General features: G+C 59.3%; 12 protein-coding genes. 7 read left to right on the top strand and 5 right to left on the bottom strand.

Annotated features, from left to right (window positions below; translation table 11 throughout):
• Positions 1 to 11: 11 nt before the first annotated feature.
• Positions 12 to 1,724, top strand: a complete 1,713-nt coding sequence (locus A9Q02_RS20300) for a sodium:solute symporter family protein (RefSeq protein ID WP_097654900.1) — start codon at positions 12 to 14, stop codon at positions 1,722 to 1,724.
• Positions 1,725 to 1,809: 85 nt separating this feature from the next.
• Positions 1,810 to 2,280: a hypothetical protein gene (locus A9Q02_RS20295; RefSeq protein ID WP_097654899.1), complete on the top strand. Its 471-nt coding sequence runs from the start codon at positions 1,810 to 1,812 to the stop codon at positions 2,278 to 2,280.
• A 1-nt stretch (position 2,281) separates the two neighbouring features.
• On the opposite strand, the gene A9Q02_RS20290 is transcribed toward A9Q02_RS20295, so the two are convergent.
• The 3 genes from A9Q02_RS20290 to typA all read right to left on the bottom strand — a co-directional run bounded on the left by A9Q02_RS20290 (position 2,282) and on the right by typA (position 9,868).
• Positions 2,282 to 6,631 carry a class-II aminoacyl-tRNA synthetase family protein gene (locus tag A9Q02_RS20290; protein ID WP_097654898.1) on the bottom strand — a complete coding sequence of 1,450 codons (4,350 nt, stop codon included), beginning with the start codon at positions 6,629 to 6,631 and terminating at the stop codon, positions 2,282 to 2,284.
• A 178-nt stretch (positions 6,632 to 6,809) separates the two neighbouring features.
• Positions 6,810 to 7,766, bottom strand: coding sequence for a sigma-70 family RNA polymerase sigma factor (locus A9Q02_RS20285; RefSeq protein ID WP_097654897.1), 957 nt, complete (start codon positions 7,764 to 7,766; stop codon positions 6,810 to 6,812).
• Positions 7,767 to 8,035: 269 nt separating this feature from the next.
• Positions 8,036 to 9,868: a translational GTPase TypA gene (typA, locus tag A9Q02_RS20280; protein WP_097654896.1), complete on the bottom strand. Its 1,833-nt coding sequence runs from the start codon at positions 9,866 to 9,868 to the stop codon at positions 8,036 to 8,038.
• Positions 9,869 to 10,102: 234 nt separating this feature from the next.
• On the opposite strand from typA, the gene A9Q02_RS20275 reads away from it, so the two are divergent.
• Genes A9Q02_RS20275 through A9Q02_RS20255 form a run of 5 tightly spaced genes read left to right on the top strand, consistent with a single transcriptional unit; the run spans position 10,103 to position 18,335 of the window.
• Positions 10,103 to 12,523, top strand: coding sequence for a flippase activity-associated protein Agl23 (locus A9Q02_RS20275; protein WP_097654895.1), 2,421 nt, complete (start codon positions 10,103 to 10,105; stop codon positions 12,521 to 12,523).
• 3 nt (positions 12,524 to 12,526) lie between these two features.
• Positions 12,527 to 15,979, top strand: a complete 3,453-nt coding sequence (locus A9Q02_RS20270) for a flippase activity-associated protein Agl23 (protein ID WP_097654894.1) — start codon at positions 12,527 to 12,529, stop codon at positions 15,977 to 15,979.
• A complete protein-coding gene (locus A9Q02_RS20265; protein ID WP_097654893.1) occupies positions 15,976 to 16,980 on the top strand; it encodes an aminoglycoside phosphotransferase family protein in 1,005 nt (334 codons plus the stop codon). The genes A9Q02_RS20270 and A9Q02_RS20265 overlap by 4 nt, the downstream gene beginning before the upstream one ends.
• Positions 16,980 to 17,708 (top strand): 6-phosphogluconolactonase, encoded by a 729-nt coding sequence (gene pgl, locus A9Q02_RS20260; protein ID WP_245860781.1) that lies wholly within the window; start codon positions 16,980 to 16,982, stop codon positions 17,706 to 17,708. Before A9Q02_RS20265 ends, pgl begins: the two co-directional genes overlap by 1 nt.
• Before the next feature lie 12 nt (positions 17,709 to 17,720).
• Positions 17,721 to 18,335: a sulfite oxidase-like oxidoreductase gene (locus A9Q02_RS20255; protein WP_097654891.1), complete on the top strand. Its 615-nt coding sequence runs from the start codon at positions 17,721 to 17,723 to the stop codon at positions 18,333 to 18,335.
• A gap of 14 nt (positions 18,336 to 18,349) precedes the next feature.
• Here A9Q02_RS20255 and A9Q02_RS20250 read toward each other — a convergent pair whose 3' ends face one another.
• Both A9Q02_RS20250 and A9Q02_RS20245 read right to left on the bottom strand, forming a co-directional pair.
• Positions 18,350 to 21,361 (bottom strand): protein kinase domain-containing protein, encoded by a 3,012-nt coding sequence (locus A9Q02_RS20250; protein ID WP_097654890.1) that lies wholly within the window; start codon positions 21,359 to 21,361, stop codon positions 18,350 to 18,352.
• Positions 21,362 to 21,558: 197 nt separating this feature from the next.
• Complete coding sequence (locus A9Q02_RS20245) at positions 21,559 to 22,947, bottom strand: FAD-dependent oxidoreductase (protein WP_097654889.1); 1,389 nt, start codon at positions 22,945 to 22,947, stop codon at positions 21,559 to 21,561.
• Between the last annotated feature and the right edge of the window lie 64 nt (positions 22,948 to 23,011).

Here is a 23,011-nt window from a genome sequence, read left to right as displayed (position 1 = left end):
AGGAGACAAGGATGTCGGCAGTAGAAATCTGGACCTGGTCTCTGGTCCTTCTGACCTTTGGGATTTACATCTACATCGGATACGCCAGTCGGGTGGGCGATACGAAGGGTTTTTATGTTGCTGGTCAGGGTGTGCCTGCGCTGGCGAATGGTGCTGCAACCGCTGCCGACTGGATGAGTGCCGCCTCGTTTATTTCGATGGCAGGTCTGATTTCGGTGCTGGGCTTTGATGGCGCGATTTACCTGCTTGGTTGGACGGGTGGCTATGTGCTGCTGGCCCTTTTGCTTGCGCCGTATCTGCGCAAGTTTGCCAAGTACACGGTGCCTGACTTTGTAGGTGACCGCTACTACTCGTCAACTGCCCGTACCATCGCGGCGGTGGCGGCGGTCTTTATCTCCATCACCTATGTTGCAGGTCAGATGCGTGGTGTCGGCGTCGTCTTCAGTCGCTTCCTTGGGATGTCGATTGAAGTGGGTGTGGTTGTCGGCATGATCATTGTGGCGTTCTTTGCGGTGATCGGTGGTATGAAGGGCATTACCTGGACGCAGGTCGCCCAGTATTCGGTGCTGATTATCGCCTTCCTCATTCCTGTGATCGCGATTTCGGCCCAGCTGACGGGCAATCCTATTCCTCAGTTGGCACTGATTACGAGTGACCTAGTTCCCCGCTTGAACCAGATCCAGGTTGAGCTTGGCTTCAATGAGTATACACAGCCTTTTGCGAACCGCAGCATGATTGATGTGATTGCGATCACGATTGCGCTTATGGCCGGTACCGCTGGTCTGCCCCACGTGATTGTCCGTTTCTATACGGTGCCAAACGTGCGTGCCGCCCGCTACTCGGCTGGTTGGGCCCTGCTCTTTATCTCGCTGCTCTACCTGTCGGCACCGATCCTCGCGATCTTTGCCCGCACCAATCTGCTTGAGAGCCTCAACAACAAGCCGATTGCCGAAATCCAGGAGTTGAGTTGGGTGCAGAGTTGGAGCCGCACTGGTCTGCTTGCCTTCGAGGACAAGAATGGCGATGGCATTCTGCAGATCCGTGGCCCCAAGGCAACTGATGGCATTGCCAACGAATTGACCAAGCTTGACAACGACATCATTGTGCTTTCGACCCCTGAGGTTGCTCAGCTTGCTCCGTTCATCATTGCGCTGATGGCGGCCGGTGGTCTGGCTGCGGCCCTCTCGACGGCCTCTGGTCTGCTCTTGGTCGTTTCGAGTTCGCTGGCGCACGACCTCTATTACCGCCTGATCAACCCGAGAGCAACTGAAGAGCGACGCCTCCTCGTTGGACGTATCGTGATCTTTGGGGCCGTAGTTGTGGCCGGCTATTTCGGGATCAATCCTCCGGGGTTTGTGGCCGAAGTGGTGGCGTTTGCCTTCGGTCTGGCCGCCGCGAGTTTCTTCCCGATCATTCTGCTGGGCATTTTCGACAAGCGTGCCAATAGCCAGGGTGCCATTGCCGGGATGCTGGTGGGTCTGATCTTTACTGCCGTGATGATTTTGATGATGCAGTCGGTGCGGATCTTTGGTACCGCCGAGCCGCTGATGGGCAACTTTCTGGGCATCAGTGCCCAGGGCATCGGCACTATTGGAATGATCCTCAACTTTGTGGTCACGCTGATCGTTTCGCGGATGACCGCGCCACCTCCTGCTGAGATCCAGGAATTGGTCGAGTCGGTGCGTATCCCCCGTGGTGCCGGCGCTGCGAGCGCCCACGATTAGGATCGCTGGATCAACCTGAAGCCAATTTGGTTGACTGGGAAAACGCCAGCGTAGCTGGCGTTTTCCCAGTCAACCCTCCATCCTTATGGTTATTCAAAGCACATTGACCCCCGAAGAGTTTCGTCGGTATGAACTGAATCGCCATTTTCGGCGCTCGCTGTTCTATTTTTATGCCTTTATTTTTGCGGTGCTTACCGTCTATGCCCTCACCAATCCGACTGCGCCAATCGCCATCTATGTGGTTGCACCTGTGCCGTTGCTCGCTTATAGCATCGGGGGTTGGGCGGCGATTATTCGTCGGAGCAATGATCCCGATCTGCCGGTCTTTTTGCCGATGCGGTATGAGTTGACGACAAGTGGCGTGCGTTTGAATACGCCCAAGGGCAATAGTAGTTTCACTTGGTCGGATTTCACAGCGTGGCGCAAGGCGCTTGGGGTCTATGAGTTGACGCTGCAAAATGGCTTGCGGCTTGTCTTTAGTGAGGCAGCGGTGCCCCAGGCTCAGGTAAAAACACTTGATGATCTGTTGAAAAAGCAGATTCAAGAACGTGCGTAGTTCAACTCCAACTCCGTAACTGGGCAACCCACGCGCGTCCTGTTCGCACGAGGCGTTCCTGGTGGCGTTCGAGGATGACATAGGCAACGACCATCAAGAGGCCGATGATCCCGAGCAAGACCCACTGGTTGGCAAAGCGGACGTTTTCGAGCGTCATCCAGGTGACGCCGATGACAAAGAAGCCGATGCCCCCGACAAAGGGTACCCGTAGCCGCGTGAGCGCGCCGTATCCCGCCAGCGCCAGTGATTCACCAAAGAGCAGGATGCTGGTGAAGAGGCTGCCGTCGTTGCGGATCATTTCGATGAAGGTGACGCCAAGCAGCAGGATCGTCGCCACGGTTTCGATGAGTTGGGAGACCCGTCGCTGGCCCTGAAAACGCCGGAGGCCGGCGGCGAGGGCGAGCAGGTAGAGCCCTGACGGAATGACGTACCACTGCGCTTCGCGGAACCCCCATTCGGCAAGTTGGCAGAGCATCGCCCCGACAAAACTTGCCCCGGCGATATAGGCATAGCCAAGTTCGCGCTGGCGTACGGCGAGGGTGACGAGCAAGAGTCCCAGGTTGACCAGAGCCAGCGTGAGCGGGGGCAGGATACCGGTCGCATTCGTGACAAAGCCGACCAGCAGGGCAAGCAAAGTTCCGATCCCGAGCGTGCCAAAGGTACCAGGGCGTTGCCACACCGTCAGCCCCAGGCGGCTCACCCCCCAGCTTGCCAGACTCACGCCCACCATGCCGAGGATCAGCCACGCGGCGATCCAGATTTCGTCAAAGCTGGTGTAGGCAGCAAACCAGAGCCATGCGCCGAGCACACCCAGGCCAAGGCTTGCCCAGGCGACGGCTTCGCGCCGTTCAAGACTCGCAATGAACGCGGTGAGCAGCGCGAGCCCCAGGCTAATGAGCGCGGTTGTTCCGGCGTTCCCGATAGTGCCCACCAGCGCCAGTACGCTGGAGAGGAGGGCGGCCCCGTAGATCGTGCCATGGAAAAGGTTCGCCTCGGCGAGCGGTTGCCGGGTGCGCAGGGCACTGCCGAGACGCCGGGCCAGCGCGGCTGCCGCAATCAGCCAGGCCAGGCCAAGCAACAGCTGTGAGCCTGCATCGGCCCAGAAGAGCGGCACACGCACGGTGCCTTCGGCGAGTACAGCGACGACCCAGACCGCGAGCGCTGGCCCGGCCAGCACGGTCTGGCGCAGCCGCCCACCAAAGAGACCGATCCCAAGCCCGGTCAGGAAGATGGCGGCACCGATGAACCTGCCATCGGTACTCCAGGTCTGTCCTGCCAGGGTCATTGGCAGCAAGAGCATCGCCCCGCCAGCACCAAGCGTCAGGGCATCATCCCAGAGGCGAGCCACCGGGCGTTGCGCGGCACGCAGGTGCAAGGTCCAGCCAAGCCCAAAAATGGCGAGCGCTTCGAGGCTACCAAGCAGCAGACTCATGTCGGTGCTGAGCCCGGCGAAACGATGCAGCGCCTCAAGGCTAACCCCGAGCAGCATCAACGAGGCCCAGGCCAACAGGTGCTGGCGTTCGAGCCAGACCAGCACCCCGGCGAGCAGGGCGAAGAGGCCCGCGACAGCGGCGAGATACGCAGAGCTTGGCGAAGCGAGTTGAAGCGCCCCGGCGGCTCCTGGGATAGCAGCGAGATAGCCCCAGCGCCAGGCGTCGCCCCAGGTGGGCAGGCGGTGATGAATGAAAGCACTGAAGAGAGCCTGAGCAACGACGATCACGGCCAGCATCAGTCCCGCGCCGGCAGGCTCGCCTCCGGGGAATTGCCAGGCCGCCGTGGTGAGCGCGGCCAGATCGAGGCTGAGAAAAGCCAGCGCGAGCATCCACTGGAGCCGGTAGCGCCAGCGGGCGACAAAATAGAGCATCGTCAGCATAATCCAGGTGAGGCTCAGATGGGCGGGATCAAACCATGCCATCAAGGGCGCACCGAGCAGCATCACAAAGGCCACCCGTTCGTAGGGCCACGCATAGGCGGGGCGGAAGCGGCGGAGGAACTGACCGAGCAGCGCCAGGGCGACCGTGAGCGCAATGATGCTATAGGCGAGATCCTCAAACGCAGGTTGCCACGCGAGGAAAAAGCCTTCGCTGGCGGCGAGCAGTACGGCACTCGCGAGCAACAGCGCCGCCGGGTAGCCAATGCGTGGTTGCCGCCAGAGATAGGTGTGCAAACCGAGCAACGCAGCCAGGGCGAGCCAGACGCCAACAGTGAGGCCAGGGTAGCGCGAGAATTGGAGCCAGGCAGCACTGGCGGCAACCAGCGCCCAGCCAGTGGCCCACCCGAGGCCTGGCCATGTCCAAGGGCGGAAGGCGGTGAGGCGCAACCGTTCGCCACCCAGACTCAAGAGTGCGGCCAGCGCAAGGGCAACGAGCGCAACGACGGGACCCTGATCAACGACGGGAACCAGGCGTTCGATCGCGGTGGCGACGGCCAGGCTGACCATGCCCAACCCGACGCCCGCCCAAACAGCGTGCGGACGGAGCAGAGCCTGGCCCATAAAGATCACGGCGAGCAGCAGGGCGGCAGCCAGGCGATGTTCGTCGCTCATCAGCGTCGGTTGACCGGCTATCAAGGTAACAAGCAGCGCCAACCCTTGCATGGTGTAATCGTAAGCTTGACGAAGCCGCCCGGGCCACCAGCGGGCACTAGCAAAAAAGAGGGCCGCCAGGGGCAACAGGTAGAGCGACGTAGCGTTGAGGTCATTCAAGCGATCATTGATCAGCACCCCAAGCCAGACAAAGAGCAGCACCCCGGCACTTGCCAGGCTCGCGGTGCTGAACAATGATACCTGCGTGCCAAGCCACGCAAACGAACCACGCTCGACCAGGATCACAAAGGCGAGGCCAAAGATAATCAGGGGAGGCAAAGCGAGGCGCGTTGCGTCAAGGCTGATCAAGGCCAACGGCAAGGTCAGGAGCACCAGCACAATAGCACCAGCGAACCCTGGCCGTGCGAGTGGGGGCAAACGTTGCGCCCCAGCCACACTGAGCCCGAGATAGACGAGGGATGCCAGACCAAAGCTCAATGCATTGATCGCAAGGTCAGCGTTCAGCGCCATCAAAGTGACGCGCAGTGCCGCAATGGGCAGCAACACCGCAGCCCAGAGCCAGGGCTCACGCTGCTCGGTGCGATGCGCAACCCCGGCGAACAACGCGCCTGCCGCGAGTGACGCCGCGAGCGCAAAGGGCTCACCGGAGATGCCAAGATCGACTAGGGCGATCAGCGCGAGGCAGAGGGGTGCGCCGAAAAGGGCGACGATGCGCGCACCGAAACCTAACCGAGGTACACTGGATTGAGCGAGGCGGTGTGCGAGCGGCAAGACGGCGGTCAGCAGCACCAAGATCGGAAAGAGTTGCCACCCGAGAGCCAACTGACCGAGCGAGGCGGGCAAGAGATTGGCTGCAGCAACAACGGCAGCCCCGCTATAAAAGGCTCGGCCTGTCCTTTGGGCGGCCACCAGATAGCCGATGAGACTGATGACAGCGGTGAACAACCATGCCTGACGGGGAGCGAGTTCAAGGAGGCCGGGGCGGCTCAGGGCAAACCCGACGACAGGAAGGAGCAGGGCAGCGACAAGCTGTAGATTCTGCCCGGCGGTGGCGAGATCGGGTTTGCTCGTCATCCAGGCCCCACCGGCCCAGATCAGCCCGGTTGTACCTGCGATAATCGTCAACTGGGCCAGCGGCGGCAAGACGGCCCAGTTAAAAATGATGAGGGTGAGGCTCGACATCAAGAGCAAGAAGGTGCCGAGGAAGAGCAGCATGCGCCTCGTGCCGAGGGCAAGGAGGGCTGCGCGGACCGAGCGGCGTGTCGTACGGGGCACCGGTGGAGCGACCGGCGTTGGCGCACTACTGAGGGGTGGCGTTGGCGCAGGGACAAGGCTGACTTCAGCCGCCGACTCGTTCGCGACAGCAGCAAGGGGAGGGGGAGGAACATCTGCATTGGCGAGTGGAGGCTGTAGCAAGGCCTCGGCGAGGAGTGGCGCTGCGGGCAGCGGCGCTGGTGCAAGTGCAGATGGATCGTCCGTGGCGGCGGGCGGAACGAGATCTGGTGCCACTGGGGCGGCATGCTCCCCCATACCTTGCTGCCCCTGGGCCGGGGCAACCTCTGGTTGACGGGTAAGGAGGGCGACTTCAGCAGCAAGCAACGCACGCACACGCTCAGCCTCTTGCTCGGTAATCTGGCCTTGTGTTTGCCAGCGCGCGACCAGACGGTCAAACTGGCTGAAGGTCGCAAGATCAAACGGCTGCTCGGCCCGGGCCTGGCGGCGTTGCTTGCTCCACCAGACCAGGCTCAGCATCAAGACAGCGAACGGCGCGACAAGACAAACGAGGGCTGAGATCAGTGACGTCATCGCAACCTCCCCTGTGGCGTATTAGGGACACGGCATCGCCGTGTCCGTACAAATGCATTGTACGCCAGGGGAGGCTGCAAAAGCGTAATAAAGAAGTAATGAACTGAAAAGCCATGCCTAGCTCATGCCCCCAACCGGCAAAGTCGGTTGGGGGCATGAGCTAGGCAACATACGCAAATTACTCGCGTTCCTCGAAATAGCCGTGGAGGCGGCGGCCCAGCATTGGATCGCGGAGCTTGCGGAGAGCCTCGCTTTCGAGCTGGCGAACCCGTTCGCGGGTAAGGCCGAGGCGGCGTCCAATCTGCTCCAGCGTCATAGCGAGCTCGCCACTGAGCCCATAGCGCAGCTGCAGAATATTGCGTTCGCGTGGCGTGAGCAGCGCCAGAGCCTCGCTGAGATCCTGGCGAAGCAACCCATGGCTAATCTGATCGAGCGGAGATGGTTGCAGCGGATCAGAGATAACCTCGGCCAGCGAGCCAGTGCCGTCATCGGTATGTGGTTCATCAAGCGAAGCGGGAACAAGCGCGGCCTGTTCAGCTTTCGTGACCTGTTCAGGCGTCAGACCGAGAGCCTCGGCCAATTCTTCACAAGTCGGATCGCGATCGAGCATCTGGGTCAACTGTTGGCGCATGCGGGCGAGGCGCGACAGCCGTTCACCGAGATGCACCGGCAGGCGAACGGTTCGCCCCTGATCGGCAATTGCTCGCCCGACGCTCTGGCGGATCCAGTAGGTTGCGTAGGTCGAAAACTTGAGTCCGCGGGTCGGATCAAACTTATCCACAGCCCGCATGAGGCCAAGGCTACCCTCTTGAATAAGATCGAGGAGACTCAGCCCATGGCCCTGATAACGACGGGCAATGCTCACAACGAGGCGCAAATTCGAATGGATCAACTGAGCACGGGCGCGTTCACCGGCAAGCACCCGCGCCTCGAGTTGCTGCCGTTCGGTCAGGGTCAACGGTTGGGTCTCATGGTCAAGATGGTCAAGCCGGTGGCGTGCCTCGTGGCCTTCTTGCATCAAACGGGCAAGATCTTGCTCTTGCCCAAAGGTCAACAATGGCTCATCGCCAATCTCGTTCAGATACAGAATAATCGAATCAGCCGCCAAAGGGCTGTTGTAAGCAGAATTTGTCATTGGTCTCCCCTCTCTTTTGTCGAAACACCGACGCTGCGAGTCGGTGGTTGACACCAGAAAGACACGGTGGTTCCGATAGAATAAGACGAAGGAACCGGCTGGAGGGATGCGCAAGACAGGGCACATACCTCCCTGGGAGGGAACGTCAAGAATCCATTATGGGATACGGGGGTAAGAAAGGGCTTAGGGAAAGATGAGAAATTGATGAGTATTTTTAGATAACCCAGCCAACCGGCCAAGCCGGGTAGCTGGGTTATCGGCAACATCATCTAGGCGAGGGCGAGGTCGCGTTTTTTCTTTTCGCGGCGGCGGTCATCGGAGCTGAGCAATTTTTTACGGATGCGCCAGCCTTGCGGGGTCACTTCAACGAGTTCATCGTCGCCGATGTATTCAACGGCATCATCGAGAGACAGGGTACGCGCCGCATCGAGGCGAACATTTTCGGCCCCTTTATTATTGCGGATATTGGTAAGATGTTTTTCTTTGCAGACATTGACTTCGAGGTCAACATCGCGAATATGTTGGCCGACCACCATACCTTCGTAGACATCCTGGCCGGGGGTGACGAAAAAGGTACCGCGATCCTGCACCTGATTAAGGCCATAGGTCGAGACTTTGCCGGTCTCTGAGGCAATCAGGGAGCCATTTTCGCGGGCATTGATCTCACCGCTGACAGGTTCATAGGCATAAAAGAGACTATTGAGGATGCCGGTGCCCCGGGTTGCGGTGAGGAAGAGTTGGCGAAACCCGAGCAAGCCACGGGTGGGCACAACATAGACATAATGGACGCTCCCATCGTCACGGACGTGCATATCACGCATCTCGCCCTGGCGTTTCCCGAGCAACTCGACGACAACCCCCTGATAATCACTCCCGACCTCAATCTCGACCAATTCCATTGGTTCAAGGGAGACCCCGTGCTCATCTTCTTGAAAAATAACTTCGGGCTTCGAGACCTGGAACTCATAGCCTTCGCGGCGCATGTTTTCGATGAGAATACCGAGGTGCAACTCGCCGCGGCCACTGACGAGAAAGACATCGGCACTTCCCGTATCGGCGACCTTGAGGGCCACATCGCGCTCGGTCTCTTGATAGAGGCGTTCGCGGAGCTTGCGGGACGTCACAAAGGTACCTTCGCGCCCAGCGAAGGGACTGGTATTGACGCCAAAGGTCATACGCACCGTCGGCTCTTCAACATTGATGGTTGGCAGGGGCTCGGGTTGGAGGGCATCAGCGATCGTATCGCCGATATTGGCATCACCGACACCAGCGAGGGCGATAATATCGCCGGCCTGGACACTCTCGGCATCGTGGCGTTGCAGGCCATTGTAGACAAAGAGTTGGCTAATCTTGGCGGGGAACTGCGCCCCGGTGCGGTCAATGCGCACCAACGGCTGGCCGCGATTCAGCGTACCGCGATAGAGGCGCCCGGTAACGATTTTGCCCTTATACTCATCATACGAACTTGTCGTCACGAGGAACTGGGCAGGGCCGTGGGCATCCACATCGGGGGCAGGGATACGATCAATGATGGCCTCGAAGAGCGGCTCAAGCGAATCGTGGAGTTTGAGAGGCGAGCGAGCCGCGTGGCCGAGGAGGGCATTGGTAAAGATCGTCGCAAACTCGGCCTGCTCATCGCTGGCACCGAGATCAACAAAGAGATCAAAGGTAGCATTGACGACCCAGTTGGGGCGTGACTGAGGGCGATCAATCTTATTGACCACCACAATCGCGCGGTGACCAGCCTGCAGCGCCTTACGCAAGACAAATTTTGTCTGGGGCATCGGGCCATCAACGGCATCAACCAGCAAGAGCACGCCATCAACCATATTCATCACCCGCTCGACCTCGCCGCCGAAATCGGCATGGCCGGGGGTGTCAACAATATTAATCTTGGTACCACGGTAGCTGACGGCGGTTGTTTTCGAAAGAATCGTGATGCCACGTTCACGCTCAATAGCATTCGAGTCCATGACCCGGGCTTCGACGGTCTGATTCTCACGGAAAATGTGGCTCTGCTTGAGCATAGCATCAACTAGAGTTGTTTTGCCATGATCAACGTGGGCAATGATCGCAATGTTACGGATATCGGTACGGCGCATAAGGCTCCTGAGTTTATGTTTGTGCTGGCACGCAGCCAGCCGCGCTGGCTGCGTGCCAGCACAACGTGAGTTTTTGGGAGCTATATTTAGGGGCGCAGGCCCCATCCCCCTGGGAGCTCAACATCTTATTGTACCATGATCTATGGTTGAAGCGATTCTGGTTGCCCAGGCAGGTTGACTCGTGTACAATGCCCACAGATTATTGTCTTGCATTTGAGCTTGATTTGAGGTGCGATGACCAGTGTTGATCTGCCACGACACGCAACTGCCACCCCGTCACTAGCTGCGTCTGCCGAGCGTGCTGGCCCCTGGTTGTTGACGGGAGAGCATCTGGCCTATCTCCTGCTTGGGGTAGTCGCTCTGTTCGCACATGTGTGGGCACTCGGGGATCGAGCGCTGCATCACGATGAGACGTTGCATGCGTCATATTCGTGGTTTCTGCTGGTTGGACGGGGGTATATTCACGATCCATTGCTGCACGGGCCGTTGCTCTATTATCTAGGGGCCATCGGCTATTTTCTCTTTGGAGATAATGATTTCACCGCACGTTTGATGCCGGCTCTGGCTGGGACAGCACTGACACTGACGCCATATCTCTTGCGCCGTGAACTTGGGCGTCCAGCCGCATTGCTGGCGGCAGTCTATCTGCTCGTATCGCCAGTGTCGCTCTATGTGGGGCGTTTCTTTCGCCACGACATTTATTCGGTGCTGTGCGAGATCCTGGTCTTTGTAGGGATTGTGCGTTATGTGAGTACGCGACAGTTCCGCTGGTTGATGGTTGGCGCGGCTGCGTTCGGGTTAATGTTCATCAATCACGAGTCGAGTTATCTCTTTTTGCTGATCATGCTAGCCCCGCTTACCGTCGTGTTTCTGTGGCAGGTCTATCGGCCCGGAATTGCCCTGGTTGCGTTGCTTGGGGTGGTGGTGGCGGCCCTGATTTTTGTTGTGCCGGGGCGGGCACTGGTTGATGGGGGCCATCATGCCATTCGCGATCCAGAGACCGGGGCGATGCAGATTGAGCGCCCTGGTCTTTTTGGGTGGCCCCCGCTGCCAACCGACGATAATGGATATGCGTTGCTGGTGCGCAACCGTGATGATGCGAGCGGTGGGCGAGGCCTCTTTGCTAATCTGGTGATCTATGTCGGTGAGTTGCTACGCTTTTTTGCCCATCCGGCGGTAGTGCTGGCAACGGGGTTGGGCTTAGCGACGTTGAGTACGCTGATCTATCTGATCTGGCGGCGGCCTGGGGTTGATGGACAAACACCCTGGGAGCTTGCCTATGCGCAGGAGGCTCCGGCGGCGCAGGTCTTTGCGAGTCTCGGGGGCGAGCGACGCTGGTTGCCTCCATTGCTGCTTTTTGTCGCGATTTATCTGGTTGGCTTCACCGCTTTCTTCACGAATATCCTCGGGGCGATCAGCGGGGTGGCTGGTTCATTGCTCTACTGGTTGGCCCAGCATAATGTTGAGCGCGGGGGTCAACCGGGGCACTATTACCTCTTTTTGCTTGGTGTGTACGAGCCGTTGCTGCTGATCTTTGGGGGTATTGGGCTGATACTGGTGGGGATCTGGCTGGTCCAACATGTGCGCGGGGTGGATGAGACACAGGCGGTAACGCCGGTCAATTTTGCGGTACTGCTGGTGGCCTGGTGGTCACTGGCGTCCCTGGGCATGTATACCTGGGCTGGCGAGAAGATGCCGTGGCTGACGATCCATATCACGCTGCCCTTTACCCTGCTGGCGGGCTGGACGGTGCAACAACTGGTCTGGGGGCGCCACGCGCGCCCAACGACCGACGCGCCACTGCCGACGGTGGCCCCGCGCCCGGCCTGGGTGATCTACGGAGCACTCTTTACGGCGATTAGTGGACTTGGCTTTACCCTGATGACCATGGTCGTAACCTACGGCGAAGAGGCGCGCCTCTATCCGTGGATGGTCGTGGCGGCGACGCTTGTCTTGATTGCGTTGCTCACGGTTGGCATCGGTTTGCGGTGGGGCAGTCGGGCGGCAACCGGGATGCTAGTGACATGCGTCGTGCTCGCGCTTAGCGTGTATACTGTGCGTAGCACCGTGCGTCTGGTCTATGTCAATGGGGATGTGCCCCGCGAGCCGATGGTTTATACCCAAACATCGCCTGATGTCATGCGGGTCGTTCGGCGGGTCGAAGAGGCGTCGATACGCCGTGGCCGCGGCCTGGCGATGCCGGTGATCTATGATAATGAGACCGTCTGGACGTGGTACCTACGCAATTTCAGCAATGCGCGACGTGTGTCGGGAACACTGGGCACGGCACCGGGCAACGAGGTCATGGCGGTCTTCTTATTGCAAGAAAATCTTGACCGGTTCCCAGAGAATCGTACACTCCTTGAGGGTTTTGTTGTGCAGCGCTACCCATTGCGCTGGTGGTTTCCTGAAGATCAGGTCTACCGGCTTGGTCCGGGATGGCGGGACGTACCGCTCGAACAGGCTTCACTGGTGGGGCAGTTGTTGCGCAATCCTTTTGATCGCCAGGTTGGCGAGCGCTGGTGGCGCTTTTTGATCTTCCGTGACCCTGGGGCCGCGCTTGGTTCAAGCGACTTTGTCATCGCGGTGCGCCCGGAACTGGCGAACCAGATCGGAATTGGTCTTAGTGGACAGCTTGATGGTGGAACAAGATAGAACATGGCAGTTGAGACCATTGATCCAAACCCACGCCCGTTTGCCCTGACCCGTGCTTTTGATTTGGCGCGGGTGAGATGGGAAGTGGTTGCGTATACGCTAATTATCGTTGCCAGTGTGATGGCCCATCTCTGGGGCCTTGACCGGATGGCGCTGCACCACGATGAGAGCATTCATGCCTGGTCGAGTTGGCGACTTTATACGGGTGCTGGTGGCTTTAATTGTTGGAGTGGAGTGGAGATAGAGGGTCGCCCCCGCATTGATCGCATTTCGCCGACCTACTGTTATGATCCGGTCTATCATGGGCCGTCACTCTACTATTTCACGGCACTGGCCTATTTTCTCTTTGGGGATGGTGACGCGCAGGCGCGCCTACCGATGGCGGTAGCTGGCATCTTCCTAGTCGCCTCGGCCTGGTGGCTCCGGCCCTATGTTGGGCGTGGGGGTGCCCTGGTGGCGGCGCTGTTGCTCGGGTTTACCCCGGCCTTACTCTACTATACGCGGTTTGCACGCCACGATGGTCTGATGGTGCTCTGGGAACTGTGGATGTTCATTGGGGCACTGCGGTGGCTTGACACCGGCAAGGCCCGGTGGCTCTATTTGACAGCGGTGGCAATCGCCCTGGCGGTCGCAACTCATGAACTCTACTACATTCTCTTCTTTATTTTTGGCATCTTTGTATTAATGCGCTTGCTAGCCGAGAGTCGCTTTGCCCGCTATTTGAACTTCTTCTTGCTTGGCGTCATGGCGCTGGCACTGGTCTTGATGGTCTTTAACCCGCGCATCCCGGTTGGTCAGGGGCTCTATTTTGGTGAAAAAGCCTTTCTGGTCGCGACGGCCTTTCTGCTTGCCTGGCTCTGTCAGAGCCTATGGGAGCCACAGCCCATCTTGATTCCGCGGCTGCAGGAGTTGTGGCGTGAGCGGCGTGAGACGATCTGGATTGCGCTAGGCATCCTTTTTTCGATCTACCTTGTGCTCTACTCTTCATTCTTTATTTACATGCGAGGGGCGCTTGATGGGTTATATGCGGGTTTAGCGTACTGGTTGGGCAGCCAGCAAGAGTATGCGCGAGGTGATCAGCCGTGGTATTACTACCTGATCCTTTTGCCGCTGTATGATCCGCTGGCGTTCGCGGCTGGCATTGGTACCGTGGTCGCAATGATTGTGGCGGTGGCGCAGCGCCTGGTTGCCGCCCGCAAAGCGCGGGTACCGGAGGCTTCAGCCGAAGACGAGCAGGTTCCGGCGTCTGAGGAGACCATTGTCGTACCGGCCAAACCGTGGCCGCTCTATCCATTGCTGACCGTCTTCTGGTTCTGGACGGCGCTGATCATCTTTTCGTGGGCAGGCGAGAAGATGCCGTGGCTGGTCGTGCATATGGCGCTGCCGGGCAACCTCTTGATGGCATGGGTGATTGCGAAGATGATCGAAGCGGCCAGGCCAACCCCATCTGCCGAGGATGGTGCTGGAGAAGGCAGGCCGTTCGCGTGGGCGACGATCTGGCTCGTCCCGGTACTGACCAGTCTGATCGGGGTTGCCGTGAGCGTTGCGCTGTGGCGACTTGGCGAGACCGGGGCAGGGCAAGAGGCGCAGCGGAACTTTTTGCAAGGATTGGTGCCCCTACTGATTGCTGGCGGCCTGATCTACTGGCTGCTGACGCTGGCGCATCACCTTGGTGCCCGCCAGGTAGCCGCAGTCGCGGGGTTGACGCTGGTGGTACTGGTTGGGGCGTATACAATCCGAGCCACCTGGTTGGTGGTCTATACCCATCCAGATACGCCGATCGAGCCGATGATCTACACCCAGACCGCCCCGGATGTGCCGCGGCATGTCGCCGATGTGCGCGAACTAGCCATCAATCTGACCCGTGGCTCACGCACGTCGGAGGATGTGACGGGCGGCTTGAGCATGCCGATCATTGTTGACAGTGGCGGGCCGTCGGGTGACGGTTCGCTGGCGTGGCCGTTGCAATGGTACTTCCGCGACTTCCAGCGAGTTGCCTGGACGAAACGCGAGGACTTTCAGACGAATCCGACGCAGAGCACCTTCGAGGCGCAGATGCCCGACGGCACCACGGTGCTCGCCCCCGTGGTCATGCTCTACAAGCCCCATGTGACCACTGAAGTGCGCAACGTATTGAGTGAAGCATATGTGCAGCCCTACGGTCCGGCGAGCATCTTCAACTGGTGGTTCCCCGAAGGGGACAAGTGTTCACCGCAGAGTCCGGGGTACAAACGCTTTTATTACAGTACCTGGACACCACGGGATGAACTGGAGGGCACGTCGGAAGGGGGCGGATGTGGGCGCGACATTTCGGCGGAGGTCTATGGGCCATTTGAAGTGCTGATGTGGCCGTTCCGGCGTGAAAACTGGGGTACATTGGGTAAATATGTGCTCTATCGCGAACTGCCCTACCCGCTTGTGCCAGGCGCACGCGAGATGGAATTCTGGTTGCGGCAGGATCTAGCGGGTGGAGTTGGTGAGGCGAGCGGCATAGGAAGCGGCACGACCGGCGCAGCACCGTCGTTGCGTCTGGTTGCACAGCAGGTTGCAGCCGGGCCATTAGAAGGTGGCAATCCAACCGGGGCGGCGGTTGACGCCAATGGCAACCTCTATGTAGCCGACACCGGGCGGCACCAGATCCACGTCTTTAGCGCGACGGGTGAATTGCTCCGCTCCATCGGTGGTTTTGGCAACGAACCGGGCCAGTTGTACGAGCCGCGTGGTGTGGCCGTAGACAGCGCGGGCAACCTCTACGTGGCCGACACCTGGAACGCACGGGTTGTCAAATACAATCCCGAGGGACAGGTTATGACAACCTGGGGTTCGGGTGAGAGCGATCTCGCCGACGGGCGACGGGCGACGATCACCGATGGCGACCCGGCACGCAACGAGGCCAATCCGCTGGGCTTCTTTGGGCCACGCGGCATAGCGGTTGATAACGAAGGCAGGGTCTATATTGCCGATACCGGCAACCGGCGCATTGTCGTCACCGATGATACGGGCACCTTCCTCTACCAGTTTGGAGGGGCGGGGAGTGAGCTCGGCCAGTTCAATGAGCCGACCGGGGTGGCCGTCGATGCACGGGGCAATGTCTTTGTCGCCGACATCTGGAATGGGCGAGTGCAGGTCTTTACGCCGGATGGGTCAGGGCGGGTGAGCAGCATCCCGCTGGTGACCTGGCGGATCAGCGGGTGGAATGAAAACACCTATGATGACCCATCGATTGCCGTAACTGCTGAAAGTACCGTTTTTGTCAGTGTACCGGCTAGGAATCAGGTGCTTGCGTTCAACCTGCGGGGTGATCCGCTGCTGCGCTGGGGTGGGCCAGGGGCTGATCTTGCCTCGCTGAATGGACCGAGTGGGATGGCCGTTGATGCCGACGGAGGAGTGTGGGTGACTGATCGCCTGTCGGGACGGGTGCTCTATTTTGTATTACCAGCAATCCAGATGCCATGATTTCACGGAGCGTCGATTACAGCTATCTCAACCATTATGTCCCACCGGTGACCGAAGGGGTCAGTCAACCCTGGCGGCAAGCACTGGCGCACCTGGGTGACTATACGACGCTGGTTGTCCGCACGACGAATCTTCGTCCACGCGAAGTTATCTTTTATGGGCAGACCGAAGCGCACCTGCTGGTACGGATCTCGACCTTGAGTGAACACCTGATCCTGCGGATTGCCCCGGAGGATGATCTGACCGCCTATATTTTTTTCATGCGCTGCCTGAATGGGCAACAACTCCCTGGGCCACAGATTATCCAGCGGGATCTTTCGCGCAGTCTGTTGCCCTTTGCGTATACGCTTGAAACCTACGTCCCCGGGATCAGCGCGGCTGAACTGACGGAACCGCACCTCTTGCGGGGGGTTGGGCGTCAGGCGGGGCGCGCCTTGCGGCGGATGCAGCGGGTGACGACACCGGGGATGTGGCGTCCCAACAAGCATGGGCGCTGGCCAACGATGCGCTGGCAGGCGACGCTTGCACGGCTCGGCCACACGTTTGCCCCACCGCCGACTGATAGCCTAGTTTTCAGCGAGGCTGAACAGGAGGCCGTGGCGCGCCTGCTTGATGATCCACGGCTGACGTGCGAGCATCCCGTCTTGATGCACGGCAACTTTGGGCCAGGGGCTGTCCGCTGTACATCAGGGCCACATGTGCATCTTGAGGCCCTGGTCGAACCGGGGGCGTGTGTTGGTGGTGACGGTCTTTTTGACCTAGCGACGGGCCTCTGTGCCAGCTATCCTGCGGCCTGGCGCGAGGGTCTGCTCGACGGTTACTGCGCGACGATGCCGTTAAGTGAAGCAGAACAGATACGCTTGCCTCGGTTACGGTTACTGGCGAACTACTGGCTTGCCTCATATCGCTACAGTCGCGCCTTGCCGCACGAAGCCGCCCGTGACGAAGCGCGGAGTTTGCTTGAAACCGTGGCAGGTATGCCGAACCGACAGGGGGCATGATGAGTACCAACCCGGAGATCCTGGTCTATCCGACGGTCGAAGAAGCGCAGGCGGCCACAGCGAGTCAGATCGCAGCCCTGTTGGCCCAACGTTCCCGTGCCCTGGTAGTGCTGTCGGGGGGGTCGGCCCCGCCAGGGGTCTTCCACCAGTTGTGTCAGGCTCCCCTGCGCAACCTAGTACCGTGGCACGCCTTGAGCATCCTCTGGGCCGACGAGCGGCTCGTACCTTTTCATGATCGCGAAAACAACTATTTTCAGACCCGGCAAACCCTGCTTGATCATGTACCGATCCCTTCCGAGCAGGTCTTTCCGGTGGCGACCTATTATCCGGTGGAAGAAGCCGCCCGGGTCTACCAAAACCAGGTCGAAGCGCTGCTTGAGCGCCATGGGGGGCAGATCGATCTTGCGTTGCTCGGGATGGGGCCTGATGGACACACGGCGTCGCTCTTCCCCGGTTTTCCCCAACTTGAGGCTAGCCCTGAGACGCTCGTTGCGCCCGTCACCGATGCACCGAAGCCTCCGCCAACGCGTGTGACCTTGACGGCCCATGCGCTCAACCGGGCGCGTCGGGTCATCTTTCTTGTGGCCGGGGCCGACAAAGCCCCGATGGTACGTCAGGTGTTACAAGGTGCTTATGATCCACAACGCTTGCCAGCGCAACTGGTGCGTCCGCCCGCTGGGCGGGTGACGTGGATGCTTGATGCGGCTGCGGCACGTGAGCTTGCATGATAAGGAGGGACGATGTTCAAAGCGTACAAAAAGCAGGATGACCAGAATAGTGCTGCCGAAGCCGGGAGGGTGCCTCCGGGACAGTATGTGACTGACAAATTCCCGGTACTGCACTATGGCAATGTTCCCTCATATCCTGATGTGGAGCAGAATTGGGATCTGCGTGTGTGGGGGGAGCTTGAAACAACCACACGGCTGAGCTTTGCTGAATTCCGGGCTTTGCCGACGGTCGAGATTGTGACCGACATTCACTGCGTAACCCGTTGGAGCAAGCTTGATACACGGTGGGGAGGGATTCGGTTCAGTGATTTTCTGCAGGCGATCCCGGCCCTGTTGCCGACGGCAACACATGTCATTGCACACTGCGAATACGGCTTTACCGCCAATGTGCCGCTGGAGGTTCTGCTGCACCCTGATGCGCTGCTGGCCTATACGTACGAGGGTGAAGAGTTGACCCCCGAGCATGGCTATCCTTTGCGCTTGCTCACGCCGGGCAAATATTTCTGGAAGAGTGCCAAATGGCTCCGTGGGCTTGAGTTTCTGAGCCATGACAAGCTTGGTTTCTGGGAGCGCTACGGGTACAACAATCATGCTGATCCGTGGAAAGAGGAGCGCTACGCGGAATAACGAACGCTGTGGGATCAGAACTCTGGTTCAAAGAGGAGCACGCCCGCATCACGGGTAGCAATGGCAAGTTGACGGCTATCGGTACGCAAGAGCAGATTGAGGATTGGCCCGCTGCTCGCCAGATCGATCTGGTTCAACGGTGTGCCCGTGGCGGTCTCCCAGAAGGTGACGCGGCCTGCAAGACTACCGGTGGCTATCAGGGAGCCATCGGCAGAGACGGTTACACTGGTGAACCAGCCATCGTCTGGTGGGGCCTCGATTGACCGCACTTCAGCACCGTCTGAAGCGCGCCAGAGCTTGAGGGTACCGTCGCGACTCGTACTCGCCACGAGATCCTGACCGGCGATCATCCGTAGGGCGGTAATTGGGGCGCTGTGTCCACGAAAGAGGCCTTGTTGAACCCCACTCGCCACATTCCACACCATGATCTCGGGGCGTTCAGAGGGAGTATTTGAGGCTGCTGCGAGCGTGCGCCCGTCATCACTGAAGGCCACGGCGAGCACCGTGCCACTGAGGCCGCGGAGAGTCTGTTGGACATCCAAGGTGTCGGTGTGCCAGATCACGACTTCGCCGCGATTATTGCCTACGGCGATACGCTGCCGATCGGCGCTCACATCGAGGGTCACAGCGCGCCCAGCGAGACCGGCGAGTTGACGGTTATGACTGGCACCATCGAGGCTGAGGACAACGAGGGCGCCATCCTCATTGATCGCAACCATGCGGGTTGGACTGAGCAGCGCCAGATACTGGCCGGTTGGTGATCCTCCGCTGAGGGTCTGTTGGCGGCCAGTGGCAAGCTGGTGCAGGTTCACGATACCGTTGATGCCGCCGGTACCGAGGAGGCTGCCGTCAGGGGCATAGGCGAGTGCAATGACGGCACCTTGGCTCAACAGAATGTGTTGTTGAGCCAAGCCCTGCTGGATATCCCACACAGTTAGCCCACCGGCAGTATCACTACTCGCGATCAGCCTAGTGCTATCGGGATGCCAACTCAGGCTAAAGAGTTGCAACCCCTGCTCGCTGAGGGTGCCGCGACTCGCCCCATTGCGGGCATCCCATAGACGCACGCTACCGTCGAGGCTTGCGCTGGCGAGTGTAGTGCCATCGGGGCTGAAACTTACGCCACGCATGCCCACCCAACTCTGATGGCCTTGCAATTCGTAGACAAGCTGGCCGGTGGCGGCTTCGAGCACATAGACTGAGCCATTGACTGAACCAACCGCAAGTTGGCGTCCATCGGGGCTAAAAGCAAGCCCGGTGAGCCAGTAGGGTTCACCGCTGGTTGGATTGATTGGCCCCGTATAAGCGAAGGTAGTGCGCTCGCGCCCACCCGCTACGTCCCACATTCGCACCGTTCCATCACGCGAGGCCGAGGCGAGTGTGGTGCCATCCGGACTAAAGGCAAGATTGCCAAGATAGTCGCGATGCCCGCTGAACGTTGCGAGTAGCCGACCTGACGCAACCTCCCAGAGCATCACGGTTGCATCGGTGCTTCCGGAGGCGAGCAAGCTGCCATCAGGTGAAAAGGCGAGGCTCCTAATCCAACCAGTATGCCCCTCGAATTGCCTGATCTGGCGACGGCTCATCACATCCCAGAGATAGACTCGAGGATCATCCTGAGCACCCGAGGCGAGGATACGGCCATCGGGCGCGAAGGCGAGAGCGCTCACATCACCGACGTGCCCTTCGAGGCGAGCTAGTGGCGCAAAATTCGTACCAGTGCGCAACTCAACGGTGCGGCCAAGCCCGGTTGCGATCAGCGCACCATCAGGCGAATAGAGTACCACGCCGACCCGCTCATCACGTAACTGGCGGGTCTGAGTAAAGCTCGCCCCGGCTTGTATGAGAGCAATTGTGGTAGGATCGGGGGTACCCACCACCCCGGTTGCCCTGCCCGATGTGCCAAGAGCTGCGGAGTCTGAGCCTGAAAACGCCGTACGCTCGCGCAACACCAGAAAACCGAGCCAGAGACCCAGCACACAGATAAAGAGAGCGATGATCACGAGCGCCGTTGTGAGGGCAAGTAGCAGCGTATGCGACCTATCGGCAGCCGACTGAGTAGAGGCGAGCCTGGATGGAGTTGTGCCAGACGACGGCGGGGACAGCACAGGTGGGGGAGCAGGAGGTAACGGCCCGGTGATTTCAGGAGGCACCGCCGGGGCGAGCATCTGAACGGGGGCGCTTGCCGGCACTGCTCCTAGAGGCTGAACTGACTCGACCGACGCAACGGCTCCGAGCGTTTGTCCGGCCATCAAGCGTACGGCATGGAGGGCACTGCGCATCTCGCGGGCGGATTGATAGCGATTTACGGGCTTGAGTTCAAGCGAGCGCAGCACCAGTTGCTCGGCGAGCACCGAAACGCGGGGATGGATCACCCGTGGTGCATCGAGCATTGTACCAGCCTGACGCTCAGGGGCTGGAAGCGGTGCCAATCCGGTAAGCAACTGATAGAGCACGGCACCGATGGCATAGACATCGCTCGTTATCGTTGGTTCAGCGTGAAGATCGTACAACTCGGGGGCACGATAGGGCGAGCGGTCGCGACCGACGTGGCGCACCAGCGCAAACGGAGCCAGAAAGAGGCCGCCATCGAGGGCTGACCAGAGATCAGTTGGGCGCAGATCGCCTGCCAGCAGGGGCGGACTGTGCTTGTGCAAATGATCGAGCCCGTTTAATAGTTGCTCAACATACGCAAGGACCGTAGCTTCAGGCAACGGCCCATCTTGCTGGAGGGCAACCTGATCGAGGGACTGACCAACGGGGTCATCGGTCACAACAAAATAACTAACCCCCTGCACAAAATGGTCATGCAGGCGCAACAACATCGGAGCCTCGACACTGGCGATCTGGGTTGTCAGCGCTTGCACATCAGTCAACGCATGGGCATCTGGCTGGGGCAATTGCGCGATCATCACACGCAGCGCATGACGAGTATCGAGCGCACGATAGATGACCTCATCATCATACTCAGCCACCACCGCCAGGATGCGATAGTGGTCATGGAGAGTCGTCTCGGGTGCCAGCATCAGTTACCTCAGCGCCAATGAAGTATGCTTGCCCTGGTGGGAGGTCGGGCTAGAAGCCCGACCTCCCACCAGGGCGGGTGTTTTGTCACCCTAAAGAGCACATGGCCCACGGGCCAGTAGCGCCAAGAGAAAGAGCGTGAGCGCCCGTCAGTCCTCACAGGTCGTGAGCATGAGAGAACATATCGTTGACCGACGCCCTAATCGGCAGCGATGGCTTCGTGTTCCGGGTTCAGTGTACCATTATTTATCGCCGTCATGATGCGCTCGACACACTGTTCGGCACTGATTGTTGCGCCCTCGATCGAAGCGAGGAAGTGCTGGCGGGTATAATCGCCTGCCAGGAAGAAATTGCTGACCGGGGTAGCCTGGTCGGGGCGATACTTATCGACACCGGGTAGCGCCTGGTAGACCGAATTGGGAATACGGACGATTGTATGCTTGAGCAACTTGGCCTCACGGGCAATCGGGTGCAAACGACGGAACTCCTCCATCACAAACTGCACCAGTTCATCATCGGGCAATTTGATCAAGTCTTCGGCTGGTGCGACCACAAACTGCATAATGCTCTTGCCGCCATTATGGTATTCGGGCGCAACCATCGCCATATCGGCATAGACACTCAGGTGCGTCCCGGCGCTAAAGAGCAGGTTATCGACCCCAGCGATCCGGCGGTCAAAGAAGAGTTGCAGCGTAATGACTGGTGAACCCTTGAGGTGCTTGAGGTTGGCGAAGTAATCGTACTCGCGCAACCGATCAGGAATGATCTTGCGCAGATTATGGACGGGCATCGCCGAGATATAGACATCGCCGGTGATGGTACTGCCATCATCAAGGACAAAACCCATGACCCGATTCGTCTCGGCGTCATAGTCAATGCTAGTCACCTTGCGCCCAAGCTCAACGCGACCGCCCAACTGCTCGATTTGCGCAATCAAGGGGCGCCAGATATTGATATCGGGCGAGCCTTTGACGAGGGCCATTTTGGGTGCATTCTTCTCGTGGGCAAAGTGGAGCATCGCCGTCAAGGCAAGCTTGGCGGAGACCTTATCGGCGCGTTGAAAGTTGAGCGCCAGGGCCATCGTATGCATCACCTCATCGAGCGAGCGCTGGCCCATCCCGTGACGCAGGTGCCACGAGGCATAACTCTCATTATCTTGCTGATCGACATAGGACTGGTCGCCGAAGATCGGGCGGATCAAACCAAGGCCCATGCGCACCTTGTCGCCGAGCGTCAGTGGCTTGAATTTGGCGACGCCGGCCAACCCATTGAGCGGCGTCGGCAGCCAGGGCACAAAACTAATCCCCGCGAGGCCGTGGCGTTCAGAGGCAAAGATCATCTCGGCGGGCTTCCAATTAAAGGTATCACCGAGGCCATAACGATCAAGAAAACCAAGGAGATGATGATAGGCTCCAAAAAAGACATGGAGACCCGACTCGATCCAGTCGCCGTCGGCATCCTGCCAGGCAGAAACTTTGCCACCCGGGACATCACGCTTTTCCAGTACAATAACTTCGTGACCACGGTCAATCAAATTGCGGGCCGCAACCATTCCGGCTGGCCCGGCACCGGCTATAATCACACGCATCGTAGGTGCTCTTTCAATACTAATCTCTTATCTAAAACGGTCGCCTATTACCGTTATATCACGG

The sequence above is a fragment of the Candidatus Chloroploca asiatica genome (assembly GCF_002532075.1).
GTDB classification, from domain to species: domain Bacteria; phylum Chloroflexota; class Chloroflexia; order Chloroflexales; family Chloroflexaceae; genus Chloroploca; species Chloroploca asiatica.
Note: the sequence above shows the minus strand (reverse complement) of the source record. Positions and strands in the feature narration are given on the sequence as shown.